This is a genomic window from Methanofollis liminatans DSM 4140, assembly GCF_000275865.1.
Lineage (GTDB): Archaea > Halobacteriota > Methanomicrobia > Methanomicrobiales > Methanofollaceae > Methanofollis > Methanofollis liminatans.
In genome coordinates, this window is the sequence record NZ_CM001555.1 from 916198 (window position 1) to 931497 (window position 15300).

At 64.2% G+C, this 15300-nt stretch carries 16 protein-coding genes and 1 tRNA gene; 6 read left to right on the forward strand and 11 right to left on the reverse strand.

The genetic code is table 11. The features are described 5' to 3' along the window. The first annotated feature begins 45 nt into the window (after positions 1 to 45). Both METLI_RS04620 and METLI_RS04625 read left to right on the forward strand, forming a co-directional pair. Entirely contained in the window at positions 46 to 933 is an 888-nt protein-coding gene (locus METLI_RS04620) for a flavodoxin family protein (protein ID WP_004038409.1), read from the forward strand. A 26-nt stretch (positions 934 to 959) separates the two neighbouring features. Then, positions 960 to 1301: a hypothetical protein gene (locus METLI_RS04625; protein WP_004038411.1), complete on the forward strand. Its 342-nt coding sequence runs from the start codon at positions 960 to 962 to the stop codon at positions 1299 to 1301. Here the strand turns inward: METLI_RS04625 and METLI_RS04630 are convergent. The 3 genes from METLI_RS04630 to METLI_RS04640 form a co-directional block, all read right to left on the reverse strand. Further along, a complete protein-coding gene (locus METLI_RS04630) occupies positions 1298 to 1885 on the reverse strand; it encodes a carbonic anhydrase (RefSeq protein ID WP_004038413.1) in 588 nt (195 codons plus the stop codon). The genes METLI_RS04625 and METLI_RS04630 overlap by 4 nt on opposite strands. Positions 1886 to 1975: 90 nt before the next feature. Next, entirely contained in the window at positions 1976 to 3619 is a 1644-nt protein-coding gene (gene ilvD, locus METLI_RS04635; RefSeq protein ID WP_004038415.1) for a dihydroxy-acid dehydratase, read from the reverse strand. A gap of 42 nt (positions 3620 to 3661) precedes the next feature. Next, positions 3662 to 4129 carry a dTDP-4-dehydrorhamnose 3,5-epimerase family protein gene (locus METLI_RS04640; RefSeq protein ID WP_004038417.1) on the reverse strand — a complete coding sequence of 156 codons (468 nt, stop codon included), beginning with the start codon at positions 4127 to 4129 and terminating at the stop codon, positions 3662 to 3664. Between the two features lie 198 nt (positions 4130 to 4327). Here METLI_RS04640 and METLI_RS04645 point away from each other — a divergent pair, with 198 nt between their 5' ends. Beyond that, positions 4328 to 5503 (forward strand): SAF domain-containing protein, encoded by a 1176-nt coding sequence (locus METLI_RS04645; RefSeq protein ID WP_004038419.1) that lies wholly within the window; start codon positions 4328 to 4330, stop codon positions 5501 to 5503. Here METLI_RS04645 and cobA read toward each other — a convergent pair. From cobA to METLI_RS04675, 6 genes are read right to left on the reverse strand one after another with little or no spacing between them, the layout of a single operon-like run. Beyond that, on the reverse strand, positions 5473 to 6219 hold the full coding sequence (gene cobA / locus METLI_RS04650; RefSeq protein WP_004038420.1) for a uroporphyrinogen-III C-methyltransferase: 747 nt from the start codon (positions 6217 to 6219) through the stop codon (positions 5473 to 5475). The two genes, METLI_RS04645 and cobA, sit on opposite strands and share 31 nt — an antisense overlap. Further along, on the reverse strand, positions 6216 to 7100 hold the full coding sequence (gene hemC / locus METLI_RS04655; RefSeq protein ID WP_004038421.1) for a hydroxymethylbilane synthase: 885 nt from the start codon (positions 7098 to 7100) through the stop codon (positions 6216 to 6218). The genes cobA and hemC overlap by 4 nt, the downstream gene beginning before the upstream one ends. Next, positions 7085 to 8329, reverse strand: a complete 1245-nt coding sequence (hemL, locus tag METLI_RS04660; protein WP_004038422.1) for a glutamate-1-semialdehyde 2,1-aminomutase — start codon at positions 8327 to 8329, stop codon at positions 7085 to 7087. The genes hemC and hemL overlap by 16 nt, the downstream gene beginning before the upstream one ends. After that, positions 8316 to 9302 (reverse strand): porphobilinogen synthase, encoded by a 987-nt coding sequence (gene hemB / locus METLI_RS04665; protein WP_004038423.1) that lies wholly within the window; start codon positions 9300 to 9302, stop codon positions 8316 to 8318. The genes hemL and hemB overlap by 14 nt, the downstream gene beginning before the upstream one ends. Beyond that, positions 9281 to 10525 carry a glutamyl-tRNA reductase gene (hemA, locus tag METLI_RS04670; RefSeq protein WP_004038424.1) on the reverse strand — a complete coding sequence of 415 codons (1245 nt, stop codon included), beginning with the start codon at positions 10523 to 10525 and terminating at the stop codon, positions 9281 to 9283. Before hemA ends, hemB begins: the two co-directional genes overlap by 22 nt. A 7-nt stretch (positions 10526 to 10532) precedes the next feature. After that, complete coding sequence (locus METLI_RS04675; protein ID WP_004038425.1) at positions 10533 to 11174, reverse strand: precorrin-2 dehydrogenase/sirohydrochlorin ferrochelatase family protein; 642 nt, start codon at positions 11172 to 11174, stop codon at positions 10533 to 10535. A 114-nt stretch (positions 11175 to 11288) separates the two neighbouring features. Here METLI_RS04675 and METLI_RS04680 point away from each other — a divergent pair, with 114 nt between their 5' ends. From METLI_RS04680 to METLI_RS04690, 3 genes are all read left to right on the forward strand, one after another. Further along, positions 11289 to 12260, forward strand: a complete 972-nt coding sequence (locus tag METLI_RS04680) for a DUF7544 domain-containing protein (protein ID WP_048103625.1) — start codon at positions 11289 to 11291, stop codon at positions 12258 to 12260. Positions 12261 to 12595: 335 nt separating this feature from the next. Then, positions 12596 to 12667 (forward strand) — tRNA-Gly (locus METLI_RS04685). A gap of 208 nt (positions 12668 to 12875) precedes the next feature. Then, positions 12876 to 13115, forward strand: a complete 240-nt coding sequence (locus METLI_RS04690; protein ID WP_004038428.1) for a hypothetical protein — start codon at positions 12876 to 12878, stop codon at positions 13113 to 13115. Between the two features lie 99 nt (positions 13116 to 13214). Here METLI_RS04690 and METLI_RS04695 read toward each other — a convergent pair whose 3' ends face one another. Further along, a complete protein-coding gene (locus METLI_RS04695) occupies positions 13215 to 13661 on the reverse strand; it encodes a YbhB/YbcL family Raf kinase inhibitor-like protein (protein ID WP_004038429.1) in 447 nt (148 codons plus the stop codon). Between the two features lie 242 nt (positions 13662 to 13903). Beyond that, on the reverse strand, positions 13904 to 15238 hold the full coding sequence (locus METLI_RS04700; protein WP_004038432.1) for a pyridoxal phosphate-dependent aminotransferase: 1335 nt from the start codon (positions 15236 to 15238) through the stop codon (positions 13904 to 13906). Between the last annotated feature and the right edge of the window lie 62 nt (positions 15239 to 15300).

Here is a 15300-nt window from a genome sequence, read left to right on the forward strand (position 1 = left end):
AAATCTTATATCTCAGGCCAGCCTTAAATCGGCCGGAGGAAGAGAATGCATGGCGCCTGGACCGTACGTTCGGCCGAGATCACGGTAGAGGGGCAGCCCGGTGAGCTGGTGCTGCTCTATGAAGACTTCAGCGATGCCTGTCCCGGAATGGGGCGATACACCATCGAGTTTCGGAGGGGTGGAGAGGTGCTGTACACCTATCACACCAACACCCACGAATACCCGCCGGGAAGCCCGCAGAGCGCGGAGAGCGTGGCCCTGACGACTTTTTCCCTCCTCGCAAACGCCCTGCCCGAGCGGCCCGACACCTTTCTTCTCCACCCGCCCGAACCGCGCGTGCGGCCTGCTCCCGCGGAACCCCGCGAAGGCGCACTCATCATTCTGGGCAGCCCGCGCCGCCACGGCAACACCGCCACTCTTGCCGGGTGGGCTGCGGACGCCTGCGCCGCTGCCGGTCTTGGCACTACATTTGTATATCCGGACGAGCGTGCGATCGGCCACTGCACCGCCTGTTACCGCTGTTTCAATACAGGGCGGTGCGTGATCGAGGACGATATGGACGGGGTGATCAGGGCGATCGAGGCGGCGCGCCTGATCGTCGTCTGCACCCCGGTCGCCGCCGGCACGGTTTCTGCAGCCTTAAAAGACCTCATCGACCGCTCCCTCTCTCTTGCCGCTGCCCGGGCGCTCTCGGGTCAGACCCCGGTGCAGTGGGGTCTTCTCTGTTCGGCCGGCGTCGAGGACTTCACCTGCGTCTACCGGGTGGTCCACGCCTTTTTCACCCGCCTCGGCATACGCCCGCTCGGCAACGTCCTTGTGCCTGACGTGGACGAGGTGACCGATCTCCGCGCCGATCCGGATCGGGAGAAGGATCTGCGGGACCAGATGGGTGCGCTGCTCGCCACCATGGCCCTGCCAGATAACAAACCCTGATATTTTCCCGGCCCCAACCTTTCTCCATGGCAGAATATGCTGAGATCGAGGTGATCGGGTTTTCCTATGGGTCGTGCAGCCCTTTCCCCTGCAACGAGGACCGTTCCTGCGGCCTTGTTGCGTGCTGCCCGACGGAAAAACTGGTCGAAGCGGTAAAAGCCCTTGAAGAGGCGCTCGCTCTGGAGTATGGCGGGAAGGTCGGCGTAAAATTCACCCTGCTCGATGACGGCGTTCCCGATTATGTCAGGGCGATCGTCGAGAAGCACCACCCGCCCCTTCCGATCATCCTTGTCAACGGCAAGGTCACGCCGATCGGGCGGATCTCTCTTCCGCAGATAAAAAAAGAGATCGAGGCTGTCCTCGATTAAGCAATTTTTTCGAGTTTTCCGGTTTCAAGGTCGAAATACATGCCGTGCGCCGCGACCTTTCCGCTCCGTTCTGCTTCGCGGACGATCGGATAGGTCCTGAGGTTCTTCAACTGGAGTTTCACGTTCTCCTCCTCAAGCCTGCGCCGCCACTCTTTCTGGGCCGCGGGATCGGCTGGCTTTGGCATTTCCCGCTCGAGCTCCGAGCGGGCCTGGCTGGCATTGGAGAGCCAGAGCGGGATATAGGCTTCGTCTGACTCCTTGTCTGCCGAAAGGGCCTTAATTGCCCCGCAGTCCGAGTGGCCGCAGATCACAATGTCGGCCACCTTAAGGTGCTTGATGGCGTATTCGAGGATTGTAGCAAAGTTCCAGTCGCCGACCCGAACGATGTTGCCGATGTTGCGGTGGACGAAGATCTCGCCGGACTTTGCCCCGCTTATCCGCTCGGGGGCGACCCTGGAATCTGAGCATCCGATCCAGAGCACGGTGGGGCTCTGGCCCGATGCAAGTGCGCGGTAATAGTCACGGTTTTCGGTGAAATCGCCCTTGATAAACTCTTTGTTGCCTTCAAGAATATGGTCAATCATATCAGATCCTCTCTGATCCACCCGCTACGGGCAGACCACAGGAGAGAAATGGATTGAAGAGGATTTTAATCCTCCGAAAAAATGTTCGACTCAGCGCTGGACCGCGCCGATGTCGGCACCGCCGACGGTTGCCGCATAGCGTTTGAGGATCCCGGTGATCTCGCGCTCTTCTGGCGTCCACGCCGCCCTGCGTTCTGCCAGAACCTTCTCATCGACGATCAGGTCGATCCTTTTTTCGAAGAGGTCGACGGCGATCAGGTCGCCGTCCAGGACGAGCCCGATCGGGCCGCCGGCCGCCGCCTCTGGGGCCACATGCCCGATGCACGGCCCGCGCGTCCCGCCGGAGAACCGGCCGTCGGTGACGAGCACCACCCGATGGTAGCCGAGGCCGACGAGGGCCGAGGTCGGCGAGAGCATCTCTGGCATGCCCGGACCCCCTTTCGGCCCTTCGTACCGGATCACGACGACATCGCCCTCGTTGATCTCGCGGCCCAGGATCGCCTTCATCGCCTCGTCCTCCCCGTCGAAGACGCGTGCAGGGCCGGTGTGCCGCCACATCGCCTCGTCGACGGCAGAACACTTGATCACGGACCCCAGAGGTGCAAGGCTGCCTTTGAGGATCTTCAGCCCGCCGGCGGCGTGGACCGGGTCGGAGACCGGCCTGATCACGGCGGGGTCGAGCACCCGCGCTGCCGCGGCGATCTCCCTGATGCTCCTGCCCGAGACGGTGGGAGCGTCTTCGATCAGGTCGATGAGTTCGTGGAGCACGGCAGGGATCCCGCCGGCCCGGTGGAGGGCGACCATCGGATGGGGGCCGCCGGGCTGCATGTGGCTGATGTGCGGGACAGTCTCGCCGATGGCGTTGAAGTCGTCCAGCACCAGGGGCACGCCGGCCTCGGTGGCGATCGCCATCAGGTGGAGGACGGTGTTGGTCGAACCGCCGAGAGCCATGTCAACCCTGACCGCATTCTTCAGGGCGGCGTGGGTGATGATCTCCCGGACTGTTCTGCCCTCCCGAACAAGCCTGAGCACCGCCTCGCCGCTCTCGTAGGCGATCCTGAGTTTTCCGGCGTCGACCGCGGGCATCGCCGCACACCCGGGCAGGGACATGCCCATCGCCTCGGTCATGCAGGCCATCGTGTTTGCCGTGTACAGCCCCTGGCAGCTCCCGCAGCCCGGCATGGCGGCGCATTCGAGGTCATGGAGCTCTACCTCGCTCATCGTACCGGCCGCCACCTTCCCGACACCTTCGAAGACGTCGGTCAGGGAGAGGTCTTTTCCGCCGAGGCTTCCCGGGAGCATCGGGCCGCCGGTGACGACGATCGCCGGGATGTTGCAGCGCGCCGCCGCCATCAGCATGCCCGGGACGATCTTGTCGCAGGTGCCGACGCAGACGAGGCCGTCGAAGCGGTGGGCGTGAACCATCAGTTCGATGGCGTCGGCGATGTTCTCCCGCGACGGCAGGGAGTAGCGCATCCCGGTATGGCCCATAGCGATCCCGTCGCAGATCCCGATGACGCCGAACTCGAAGGGAACGCCTCCCCCGGCCGCAATGCCCTCCTTTACCCGTTCGGTGAGGGAGCGAAGGTTAAGGTGGCCGGGGACGATGGTGTTGTAGGCGTTTGCGATGCCGATAAACGGCCGGTCCATTTCGCCGTCGGTGACCCCGAGAGAGCGCAGGAGCGACCTGTTCGGCGCCCTGGCATATCCTTTCTTGACGAGATCGCTTCTCATACTATCCAGAAAAAGGGGAACAGGAGAGTATAAGAAACCTCGCTATCCGTGGCGCAGTCCCTGTCTGAGCACCCAGTCGTACGGGATCTCCGGGGTGTCGGGCGGGAGGCGGTACTCGTCTGGCCGCTCGTAGTTGTAGGCCTCGGTGGGAACAGAGACCACGATCGACTCTTTTTCAGAGATGCATTTCCAGCCGTGGTAGACGCCGGGCGGGATGGTGACGAGCATGGGGTTGTGCTCCCCGATGAAGAACTCGTTTGTCTCGCCGTGGGTGGGGGAATGCTCCCGTGCGTCATACAGCGCAACCTTGATCATCCCGGAGAGGCAGCAGACGTTATCGGTCTGGATCTTGTGGTAGTGCCATGCCTTTACAACGCCCGGGTAGTTGGTGGTCATGTAGACCTGCCCGAATTTCTTGAATATCTGATCATCGCAGCGGAGGATCTCCATCAGCCGCCCCCGCTCGTCAGGGATCACCCGCAGGGTTTTCGTTTGAACGCCGTCTATCATCTTTCTTCTCCGGGCAGGGGGTTCTGCCCATGGGTCAGGGATACGCGACAGCATATAAGGGTATCCGTTTCCCTGACCTTTTCGGCCCTGCTCTGCGTTTCCGGCGATGCCTATATGCCTGCTCTCATGCAGGTGACGCCGCCGCCCATTTCGGATATTGCAAAACTTTATATATTATCCCCCTGAGAAAGCCCCGCAATGTATCGGGGGGAAGAGAGGAGCGACCGCATCCGGGTCGGCATCGTCGGGACCGGATTTATTGCACGAGGATTGATGATGGCCCTGGAGGGGCAGACCGACCTCGCATTGGGGCCGGTGCTGACCCGCCGGCCCATGCTCGGCGGATCCGGGCTGCCGACCGGCATAACGGCGGTGAACGATGTCACCGACCTGATCGAGGGCTCTGATATCGTCGTCGAGTGTTCGGGCGACGTGATCCACGCCACTGCCGTGATCGAGGAGGTGATGGCGGCCTCCATCCCGGTCGTCACGATGGACGCCGAGGTGCAGGTGACCACCGGGTCTCATTTCGCTCGAAAAGGTCTCTTCACCGAGGCCGAGGGCGACCAGCCCGGGTGCCTTGCCGCACTGCGGGAAGAGGCCGTCCAGATGGGCTTTCTTCCCCTGGTCTACGGGAACATCAAGGGTTTCCTCAACCATAACCCGGTCCCGGACGAGATGGCCTTCTGGGCGAAGAAGCAGGGGATCAGCCTGGACAAGGTGACGGCGTTCACCGACGGCACCAAGGTCCAGATCGAGCAGGCGCTGGTGGCAAATGGGCTTGGCGCCGGGATCCTCAGGCCCGGGCTCCTCGGCCCGGCGACGCCAGACCTGACGGCCGGGGCCGAACTCCTTGCCGCCGGGGCGGTCAGTCTCGGCCGTCCGGTGAGCGATTATGTCCTCTCGCCTGGCGCCCCTGCGGGCGTCTTCATCGCCGCCCGCCATGACGAGCGGTTCAGGGACTACCTCAGGTATTACAAGATGGGAGAGGGTCCGGTCTATACGCTGGTGCGGAACTTCCACCTCTGCAACCTGGAGATCGCAAAGACGGTCAGGCGCGTGGTTTCAGGCGGGGGCGTCCTGCTCAACAACGGCACCCGGCCGGCGGTCTCGGTGGCGGCGATCGCAAAGACCGATCTCGAACCCGGTCAGCGGATCGAGCGCGGCATCGGGAGCTTTGTAGTCCGGGGGATCTGTGTGCCGATCGCCGACTGCCCTGACCACGTCCCGATCGGGCTGATCTACGATGCCGTGGTAAAAAGAAGGGTGGCGGCCGGATCAGTCCTGACCATGGACGACCTCGACCTGCCCGAGAGCCTCGCCCTCGATATCTGGACGGATATTCAGGGGCGAAAGAGCGTCGTCCCGTCGTAAAGGCTGACGACGTCGCCGATAACGATGACGGCGGGCGGTCTGACGCTCTGCGCCCGGGCGATCCCGGCGATGTCGTCGAGCGTGCCGACGGTCACGCGCTGGTCAGGGCGCATCCCGCGCTCGATGATGGCGACCGGGGTCTTCGGGCTGCGGCCGTTTTCCACGAGGGCAGTGGCGATCTGCGGGAGATTTTTCACTCCCATCAGCACGACGATCGTGCCGCGGCTCTGCCCCAGCAGCCGCCAGTCAAGGGCCGACTCACCCTTCGTCGGGTCTTCGTGGCCGGTGATGACGGTCACCTGCGAGGCGAAGCGCCGGTGGGTCACCGGGATGCCGACCGCCTCGGGGACGGCGATCGCCGAGGTGATGCCGGGCACCACGGCGACCTCGATCCCCGCGGCCCGCAGACTCTCCATCTCCTCGCCGCCGCGCCCGAAGAGGAAAGAATCGCCGCCTTTCAGCCTGACGACGTTCTTTCCCTCCTTCGCGCGCGCGATCATCAGCGCCTCGATCTCGTCCTGCTCCAGTGTGTGGTCGCCGCCGTGTTTTCCGCAGTCGACAAGTTCGGCCCCTTTCGGGAGGGTGGCGAGGATCTCCTCGCCCGGCAGCTGGTCGTAGAGCACGACCTCTGCCGCCTCGATCGCCTCTCTTCCCCTGGGGGCGAGGAGACCGATCGATCCCGGCCCTGATCCGACCAGGGTGACCTTTCCGCTCATGGTGCAATCCCCAGCTGGCGGTAGGCGTCTTTTATCAGGTCGATCGCATCGTTGCGGAGTCTCTGACCGCAGGCCCGCGCCTCTTCGGGCGTGGCGATATCGTCCTCGATCCGCACGTCGCGGCTCCCGTCGAGGGCCAGGATCTCGGCGATGACGTGGCCGTCCCTGCAATAGATCCCCTGCGGGGTGAAACAGCCGCCGCCCACCTCTTCCATGATGATCCGCTCGATCCCGACGTCCATGCGGGTCTGGGGATCGTCGAGTTTCCTGATCACGTCGGTGATCTCGGGCATGTTCCTGCAGACCACGGCGATCGCCCCCTGGTTCGGCGAGGGGACGAACTGTGATAAGGGGAGGCGCTGGCCCCGAAGGTGGTAGCCGAGACGGTCGAGTCCGGCCTCGGCGAGGACGATGGCGTCGTACTCGCCTTCCCGCATCTTCTTGATCCTGGTGTCCACGTTGCCGCGGAGCTGTTTCACCGTGATCTCCGGGTCGTGCCTGAGGATCTGCGCCCGCCGCCGCGTCGAGGCGGTGCCCACAATGCCGACGTCGCCGATCTCGCCCTCATACGCGAGGAAGTCGGCCGGCGAGTCGCGGGAGAGGACTGCCCCGGTGGCGACGCCCCGCGGGCGTTTGGCCGGGATGTCCTTCATGCTGTGGACGGCGGCGTCGATCGTCCCCTCGATGATCGCCTCGTCGAGGGCGCGCACGAAGACGCCCTGTCCGCCGATCTCGTGGAGAGGGACGCCCGTCGCCGTGTCCCCTTTCGTCCTGATGACGGCGGTTTCAACCTCGATGCCCATCTTCGTCAGCGCCTTGCAGACCCGTTCGGTCTGGACGAGGGCGAGCTGACTTCCCCGTGTTCCTATTCTGAGAGACATGTGCTGTATGCGTCTGCGATCTGTTCGATGATCTCATCTGTGTGCGCGGCCGAGAGGAAGTTCGTCTCGAACTGCGAGGGCGGGACGAAGATGCCCTTCTTGAGCATCTTCTCCCAGAACCGCCGGAACGCCGCGGTGTCGCTCTCTTTTGCCTCGGCGTAGTTCGTCGGCGCCGCCGGCCTGAAGAAGTACTTGAACATGGAGCCGAGGCGGACAAAGGAGCCGCCGGCCCCGGCGCAGGCCTCCTCGATCCTCCGCGTCCCCGCGTCGAGCCTGGCGTAGATCTCCCGGTTCTCGTGGAGCCAGCCGAGGGCGGCGCTGCCTGCCGCCATCGTGAGGGGGTTTCCGCTGAAGGTGCCGGCCTGGTAGACCGGGCCCTGCGGGGCGACCATCGCCATCAGGTCGCGCCGTCCGCCGAAGGCGCCGATGGGGAGACCGCCGCCGATGATCTTGCCCAGGGTGGTCAGGTCGGGGGTGACGCCGTAGCGCACCTGCGCCCCGCCGATGCCCAGGCGGTAGCCGGTGATCACCTCGTCGAAGATGAGCAGGACATCGTAGTCGAGGGTGAGGGCCCGCACCTCCTGGAGGTAACCGGGTTCGGGGAGGACCGGGCCGACGTTGCCCATCACCGGTTCGATGATCAGGGCGGCGATATCCTCAGAGGAGGAGAGCAGGGCGTCGAGCCCTTCGAGGTCGTTGTAGGCCACCTGGCGGGTGTGCGCCACCAGGTCGGCGACGACGCCGGCTGAGTCCGGGACGCCCATCGTGGTGGCGCCCGACCCGGCCTTGACGAGCACGGCGTCGTGGGCGCCGTGGAAGCCGCCCTCGATCTTGACGATGTCCTGCCGTCCGGTGGCGGCGCGGGCAAGCCTGATCGCCGCCATCGTCGCCTCCGAACCGCTGGATACGAACCTGACCATATCGATCGAGGGGTGATCGGCCGCGATCCGCTCTGCAAGAGCGACCTCCCCGGGACAGGGGGTGCCATAGAGCCAGCCGTCGGCCAGCTGCGCCTCGATCGCCGCCCTGACCGCATCGGGCGCATGGCCCAGGAGCAGGGGGCCGTAGCCCAGGCAGCAGTCGATGAGGCGCTCCCCGTCGAGGGTCTTCAGGTACGCACCCGCAGCCCCGGCGACGTAGAATGGGTAGGGCTGGATCGCCCGCACCGGGCTGGAGACGCCGCCCGGCATCAGGGTTTTTGCCCGTTCGAAGAGTTCACCGCTCTTCATGCAGCCACCTCGCGGCATCTTCGGCATAGTAGGTGATGATCAGGTCGGCCCCGGCCCGCTTGATGCAGGTGAGGGCTTCGAGGGCGCACTTTCTCTCGTCGAGCCAGCCGAGGGCCGAAGCGGCCTTCAGCTGGGCGTACTCGCCCGAGACCTGGTAGGCGGCGACCGGGAGGCCGATCTCCCGTATCTCCGCGAGGACGTCGAGGTAGAGCCCGGCGGGTTTCACCATCAGGATGTCCGCACCCTCGGCGGCGTCCTCCTCTGACTCCAGCAGGGCCTCGCGTGCATTGGCCGGGTCCATCTGGTAGGTGGTCCGGTCGCCGAAGGAGAAGCCTGAGTCTGCCGCCTCCCTGAAGGGGCCGTAGTAGGCGCTCGCGAACTTCGTGGAGTAGGACATGATCGGGACCTCTGCAAACCCTGAACCGTCGAGGGCGGTCCTGATCGCCCCCACCATGCCGTCGAGCATGCAGGAGGGGGCGACGATATCGGCCCCGGCGCGGGCATGCGAGACGGCGATCTTCTGCATCAGGGCGAGCGAGGGGTCGTTGAGCAGGTCCATCCCGCCGCCGCATGTCTCCCCGACGATCCCGCAGTGGCCGTGGTCGGTGTACTCGCAGGCGCAGACGTCGGTGATCACGACGAGGTCGGGACAGGCCTGTTTGATCCCGGCGACGGCCTTCTGGACAACGCCGTCGTCGTCGTAGGCCGAGGTGGCTACGGCGTCTTTCTCCCGCGGGATGCCGAAGACCAGCACCGCCGAAAGCCCGGAACGCTGGAGCCGTTCCGCGACGGCGCCCGCATCCGCGAGCGGGTAGCGGTACTGCCCGGGCATCGAACCGATGGGCACTGCCTCTTCGATCGTCTCGTCGAAAAAGAGCGGCATCACAAGGTCGCTCACTGCCAGCCTCGTTTCTTTGAAGAGGGGCTGGAGGGTTCGTTTTCTCAGTCGTCTCAGTCTTCTTTCCGGAAACATGATTGGTCACCCCGTGTGATCGCATTTACCAGACGTTCGGCCTCTTCGATCCGGCCGTTCTGGGCGCAGGCCCTGATCGAGTAGGTCGCATCGATGAGGAGTTTTTTCGTCAGCACCCTTGTCAGGTCGTCGATGACGGCGGCGGTCTCGGGGCTGCACCCCTGCAGCCGCGCGCAGGCGCGGTCGCGTTCCCTGAGCCTGATCGCCTCGGCCCACGTGAAGAGGCCGCCGAGCACCTCGTCGGCCGACGCTCCGTTGAGCATGGTGATGAACCGGTCGATCTCGGCCTCTATGTGCGCTTCTGCCCGCGCCGCCTCTTCCCGCCGGGCCTCCATATTGTGCTCGTTGACGTCCCTGAGGTTGTCGATGGTGAAGAGGTTCACCCCGTCGACCTCGCCCGCCCCCTCCTCGACGTCGCGCGGCTGGGCGATGTCGATGAGGACGAGGGGGCGCGGGTGGCCGTCGAGGGGCCAGCACCGCCCTTTCATCACGTCGGCAAGGATCTCCTTTGTGATCACCGGGTGCGGGGCCGAGGTGCAGGTGATCACGACGTCTGAGAGGGTGAAGTAGCGTCGAAGCTCGTTGAAGTGGACCGCTTTGCCGCCGATCTTCCCGGCGAGCATGACGGCCCGTTCATAGGTGCGGTTTGCGACATAGATGGCGGTCAGGTTCTTTGCGGCGAGCGCCTGCGCCACGAGCATTCCCATCTCGCCGCTGCCGATGACGAGAATGTGCCGCCCTTTGAGGGTGGTGAGGAGGTTTTCGGCGAGTGCCACGGCGGCCGAACCGATGGAGACCGAGCCGCGGTTGATCTTTGTCTGTTTTCTCACCTCGATTCCGACGTGCACCGCCTTTTTCATGCAGAGGTCGATGACCTGGCTGCAGGCGCCGGCCTCCTGCGAGGCGGCCCAGGCGCGCTTCAGCTGGCCCAGGATCTGGTCTTCGCCGACGATCATCGAGTCGATGCCGGCGGCGACCTGCAGCAGGTGGCGGAGGACGTCGACGCCCTCCCTGATCTCGAATTTCTCCCGCCCCTGCTCATGAAGAAAGTCGGTGAGCGAGGCGGCGCTCCCCTGGACGAGCACCTCGATCCTGTTGCAGGTCTGGAGGAGGAGCACTCCCCTGAAGCGCTCCCGCGCCGCCATCAAAAACGCCTGTTCGTCGGGAAACCTGAACGCTTCAAGGTCTGAAAGCCCTGCCGTATGGTGGCTGAGGCCGGCCATCGCCAGGTCAGTACGGAGTATCTTTTCCACTGATATACCGCTCCCATATTCTCTGGTATGCCCGTTCTTCGCCCTCCGAGAGCCAGGACCAGGCATCGGGGTCGCGAAGGACGGCCCGCAGGATCCGCTGCCGTTCTTCCTGCGACCCGACGCACTCCTTTACGTCTTCCCTGAGGCGCGCCTGGACGCCGATCATCGCATCGAGGTGGGGAAACGCCGCCTCCAGGTGCTCGCGCAGGAAGCGGGGGATTGCAGGGCTCGCCCCGCCGGTGCTGATCGCGAGGAGGTAGCGCTCCCCCCGGATCACCGAGGGGACGAGGACGTCGCCCGCCTCCCCGTCGGCGTTGTTGAAGAGGGCGCCTGCGGACCTGGCCGCCCGCCCGATCCGGTCGTTTAAGTCCGGGTCTGAGGTTGCGGCGACGACGAGGAAGGCGTCCCCGATCAGGCTCTCAAGGGCGGATTCGTCCATGCTCGCGCACTCCACTTCGATGCGTTCGATGCCCGGGCTCAAGAGCGCCGGCAGAAACGATCTGCTGATGACGGTGACCCGGGCCTCCCCGGAGAAGAAGGCTGCTTTACGCGCCCCCACGGCGCCGCCGCCGAATATGACGACGCGTCGGGCTGCAAGGTCGATCATCAGCGGTATCATCACTGATCTGTGGGCGGCGGGCGTACTTTAAGATTCTGTATCACTTCTGTGGGGTGTTTGTAGCACCCGCCCGCCGCCCCCGGCTATATATCTCTCCTCTTCCCATGCATGGGCATGAGCTCTGGTATCCATGCCCTCACCGCCATCGACGGTGCGGTATCTCACACAAAATCACTCCTCTGGCCTTTCAGGGCCGGGGTGTGGCTGAGGCTTGCGGTGATCGCCCTCTTCGTCGGCGGATTCGGGGGCGGGTTCAATTTCTTCTCGTTCCCTGACGGCGGGGGGCACGCGGGATCGGGGATGCCGGTGGACCTCTTCGCGCCGGGCCTGGGCGTTGCCTTCCTCCTCATCGGGATCATCCTCATCCTCGCCCTGGTCTTCGGGATCATCGGGTCGATCTTCCAGTTCGTCTTCGTCGACTGCCTGGCCTCGGGCGAGGTCTCGCTCTCGCGCACCTTCGGGATGCGGAGCGGCAAGGGCCTGCGGCTCTTTCTCTTCCAGGTCGTCTTCGCCCTCCTGATGGTGGCGGCGATGATCGTCGCCCTGCTGGCCGTCTTCCTCCCGGTGCAGGGGATGGGTGCGCCCAACCTCCTCGCCCTCATCGTCCTGGTCCCGGCGGCGGTGCTGATCCTGGTGTGCGTCGGCGTCGTGCTGATGCTCACCACCGACTTCGTCGTCCCGGTGATGATCCGCTCGGACTGCGGGGTCATCGAGGGGTGGCGGCACGCCTGGGCTTTCATCCGCCCCGACCTGGTGAACGCCGCCGCGTACGTCGTCTTCAAGTTCCTGCTTGCGATCGTGCTCGGGCTCATTGCCCTGGTCCTCGCCCTCGTCGCCGCGGCCGTCATCGCCGTCCCGCTCGTGGCCGTCGGCGTGGTCGCCGGGATCGCCCTGGGGGATGCGGCGGTGCCGGTGTACCTCCTGCTCCTCCTCATCGGGATCATCGTCGCCGTCCCGGTGCTCCTGCTGGTGCAGGTGCCGTTCGCGACCTTCCTCAGGTACTACAGCCTGGGCGTTCTCGCCCGGTTTTCGGCCGAATACGACCTTCTGAAAAGCCCGGCAGAGACCGGCGCGGTTCAGGCCTGATCGTGCCGGGCGCCTGCGCGGCCATGCGCTCCCGCCCCCACTCCGGGCGGGCCTGCCGCGCCGGTCGGCGTGCGGCGGGGAGCGCCGCAGCGGACGGGTGGATTCCTGATTATTTTCCTTTTTTCGTTGAATTGTCGGGTTAAATCTGGTTTTTTCTTCGCCGGGATCGGTCGCCGATCGGTTCGATCCTGCCGGCCGGTGTGGTGCCGGTGCCCTCTTTCAGGCCGTCAGGGGGCAGGTGCGGGGTATCGCCGACCATACTGACCCCCCTGAGTCTGGAAAATGCTTATATGTGAGAAGTGCGAATATTGTAGAGCGCTGCGGTAAAATGCAGAGCGCCGATAGTGTAGTGGTTATCACTAGGCGTTGCCAACGCCTAAACCCGGGTTCGAGTCCCGGTCGGCGCACTTCTTCTTTGTGATCTCTGTTTGAGATGGTTCGTTTTGTGTGATGTGTTCGGGGGACGGCAGGTGCTGTTAGGGTAATTTTCTCCTGTGGCTGCTGGTTCTGTGCTCTTTCCTGTTGAGGTGTGGAATATCTGTGGATCCGCATCCTTTCACCCGCCTTCTTCGCGGATAAAAGTGGTTATTACCCCCCTGGCGCAAAGACTACCCCATGGAAGTCACCCTCCCCCAGCTCAGGAATCTCCTCTACCCCATGGAGTGGTTCTTTCGGTTCTCCATCCTCAGCTTCGTGGTCTGGCTCGCCCAGCCGCTCTATCCCGGCAACTACATCGCCTACTCGATCGCCCTCTATGTCCTCTGGTTCCTGATCCTGGTGATGTTCGCCTGGCAGATCGTGATCACCGCCCGTTTCCTCCGCGGATACGGGGCTGAACAGGAACCGACCGACTGAACGCACGTCGCTCCTCTCCCGGCGGCGCCTTGGCTCAGGGCGGGTGCTGATCTCTCCGCCGTCTTTGGGACGACCTGCACGGGCCGGATCGACCGGGCGTCAGTCCTTCCTGTAGCCCGCCACCGCCGTCCCGCTGTACTGGATGGCGTGCCCTTTCAGCGCCTCTTTCAACTCCGCCCCCCCGGCACCGCCCGGGAGATCGAGCGGCCCATCGGTCCCGTAGATATTGAAGTAATACTCATGGGCCGATCCCTTCGGCAGGCAGGGCCCGCTGTAGCCGGTCTTCCCGAGGTCGTTTCTTCCCTGGCGTGCCGCGATGGGAGCGTGCACCTCGGCTGTTTTCGGGATCCCCGCGGGTACGACATCGGTCGCTTTGATGTTCCAGATCAACCAGTGATCGACCTTTGCGCCCGGGTCGGTCAGGATGATCGCAAAATATGGCGACTTCAATCCCGAGATCCGGATCTCGGGTGAACTGTCCTCGCCGTCGCAGGTGTGCTGCTCCGGGAAGGTGGTGAAGCCAATCTCTATAACCGGGTTGTCCATTCGTTTTCCCCCCGGGTCAATATGCAGATATTCTATCGTATAAGTGTATTGTGCTGGATCCGATTATTGGTTATAATTCTCGATTATTGGAGATATGGGCATTATGTCTGGTTTTTGTGGTGCCGGTTCCCTGGAAAAGAGTGAGAATATCGATCGGCACGCTCCTGGCTATCAATGGCTTTTTATTGGGGAGAATATTGATTCGCCGGATCATTGTCGGGATCCTTGCGTTCCGTACTGCCTTACCTTTTTTTCTTCAGGTCCCCGACGAACTTCCGCACCGCCGTCACCCCGGCCACCATATCGGGCGCCGCCTCGTTCACGAACGCCACCTCGTCAAGGCTCGTCATCGGCCGCTCCCGCCGGTAGAGGTCGAGCGCCGCCGCCCCGTCGTAGTCCACGCAGGCGATCCGTGCGGCGAAATGGTCCCGCGGGAGCATGATCGCATCGCCGCTCAGGGTGGCGACATGGTAGGGGTGGGCGAGCAGGGCGGCGGAGAGACCGTTCGCCTCCGCGATATCGGCCCGGCCGAGGCGGTCGGTGAGGGCGTTGAAGTCGGCCAGGAAATAAAACCCGCCCTCGGGCTTCGTCGCCGCCACCCCCTCGATCATCGCGAACGCCCGGCTCATGTACCGGCACATGATCCCGTGGATCGCCCTGATCGTCCTGATGTACTCCTCGATCTCGAGGTTCGGCGAGTAGGCGGTCACTGCCGCCACCTGCACCGGCGTCGAGACCGCGGTGTAGATCGTCGCCGCGATCGCCGTCATGTCGGCGATCAGGTCCTCCGGGCCGCTTTCGGGCAGGACACAGACGCCGAGACGGTATCCCGCGGCCGACCGGTCCTTCGAGAGCCCGCCGGTCACGAAGGTCCCCTCAGGGTACACCGCCGCCATCGAGGTGAAGTGCTCGAAGGTGTAGGTGGTGAGGGCGTAGATCTCGTCGGCGAGGACGAGACAGCCGTACTCCCGGCAGACCGCCGCGATCTCCTCGAGTTCGCGGCGGGAGTACAGGGCGCCGGTCGGGTTGTTCGGGTTATTAAGGATCAGGATATGGCGCCGGTCCGGGTCGGCGGCGAGCACCGCTCTGAGCGCCTCCGGGTCGATCCGGTATCCCCGCTCCCGCTCTGGCGGGAGGGTGAGATATGGCCTGCCGATCAGTCTTAGAATGGGCGCATACCCCACCCATGAGGGCGACGGGATGATCGGGACTGCATCGAGCGATGAAAAGAGGATGGCGATCACCTCTTTCGTCCCGTTTCCGACGAAGACCCGGTCGGGATCTGCAACAAGTCCGAAGTGCCGCCGGTAAAATGCAGCGACGGCCGTCCGCAGGGGTTCGATGCCCGCCGCCTCTGCATATTCGCCGTGGACCGCTCCCTGTGCGAGCGCCTTCGCCAGCGCCGGCGGCACCGGAAAGGGCGACTGCCCGAGGGCGAAGTTGTAATACCGTTCGTTGCAGCCCGCAAGGCTGCATGCCCTCCTCTGCCTGGCGATCATCTGCCCGATCCTCAGGTTTTCGGGCATGGTGAGCGCATCGATATGCGGTTCTGTCCGTAGTGCAAAGACCTGTTCCATCGCTGCCGTCCCCCTCTCTGACAGTCACCCTGCAGGGTGACTCTATAAAAAAGTATGGGCTC